The organism is Microcystis sp. LE19-8.1F (assembly GCF_027531715.1).
GTDB lineage: Bacteria > Cyanobacteriota > Cyanobacteriia > Cyanobacteriales > Microcystaceae > Microcystis > Microcystis wesenbergii_A.
Genome location: NZ_JAPZSO010000161.1, coordinates 1 through 1,321 on the forward strand (window position 1 = coordinate 1; position 1,321 = coordinate 1,321).

A 1,321-nucleotide genomic window follows, 5' to 3' on the forward strand; every position below is an offset into this window, starting at 1 on the left:
ACGGGAGACGGGAGACGGGAGACGGGAGACGGGATACAGCTATTAGGGATCGGATTTGAGTTTTCAGTTCACTGTTTCCTCACATCAGAAGTCTGACGGAGTAGTGGCTTAGATGTGTAATTAATTGTGCTTAGATACTTAATGACCGAGCTACTTCACCTAGAAGGAGTTGTCGTTACCAATTATCAAATTATTACCGATATAGGAATTGTTTTACATTTAGAAAATATGTCAAGAGAAAGCCAGTGCATTCATTGTGGAAGTAAAACGGAAAAAGTTCATCAAAACAATGAATTAACAATCCGAGATTTACCCTTTGGAGAACAGGCATTATATCTGAGAATCAATCGTCGTCAGATGAGATGCGAGAAATGTGGGAAAAAATTCACAGAAGAACTAAATTATTTGCCGAAGAAAAGAACCTACACAGACAGATTTAGAAAAAAAATAGTGGCCGAAGTCCTGAATAGTGATCTCAAAAATACGGCAGAAAGAAATGGAGTAAGCGAACGAGAAATAGAAACGATGCTCAAAGACTTAGGAGAAGACTTAATAACCGCAAAACCTCAAGGTATAAAAAAACTAGGAATAGATGAAATAGCCATGATAAAGGGAAAAGGAAATTACTATGCTGTGTTAGTAAATATAGACACAGGGAAAATTGTAGGCTTAGTGGAAAAAAGAACAGAAGAAGCATTAACAGAATATCTTAAACAGTGGGGAGAAGAGGTTTTGAGCCAAATAGAGGAAGTAAGTATAGACCTGTGGATAGGGTATAAAAATGTGGCAGAAAAACTAATGCCTCAAGCGCAAATAGTAGGAGATAGATTCCCTGTAATGAAACAAGTAAATAACGAGCTAGATGAAGCCAGAAAGGAGGTAAAAAGAGAGGCGGCCAAGATAAAAAATAAGAAAAATAAAGAAAATATCTTAGCAGGAATAGCCAAGAGCAAATATGCCTTGTTAAAGAATGAAGGAGACTTAATGGGACTTAAACAAATTTCAAGCCCAAACAAGACCTAAACTGGCTTTGTAAGCGGCAAACACATCCCGATTCTCGGTCAGCCACTCAAAGAAACGGAAAGACATCGCCACTCGAAAAGTTTCCAAGGCTTCCACAAAAGTGTTTAAAGGTCGATTCGCCCACCGCCTTTGCAATCCCCCAGTTAACTGATGCCACAGGATAAATGTATAGGCACAAAACCCCAAGATAAAATGACGAAGTAAGCTTCGTTTATCCCTGACTTGATATTCTCTTAACCCTAACCATCCTTTGGCTTCTCGGTAGAATACTTCCACCCAATTTCTTTCGGTGTAAGTC

Annotated in this window: 2 pseudogenes; one reads left to right on the plus strand and one right to left on the minus strand. The window is 38.8% G+C overall.

Features of this window, described 5'->3' with window-relative positions:
* Positions 1–141: 141 nt before the first annotated feature.
* A pseudogene (locus O9334_RS15750) lies at positions 142–987 on the plus strand (ISL3 family transposase); the annotation flags it as partial.
* A 15-nt stretch (positions 988–1,002) separates the two neighbouring features.
* Here the strand turns inward: O9334_RS15750 and O9334_RS15755 are convergent.
* Positions 1,003–1,321 (minus strand): annotated as a pseudogene (locus tag O9334_RS15755) (IS701 family transposase); the annotation flags it as partial.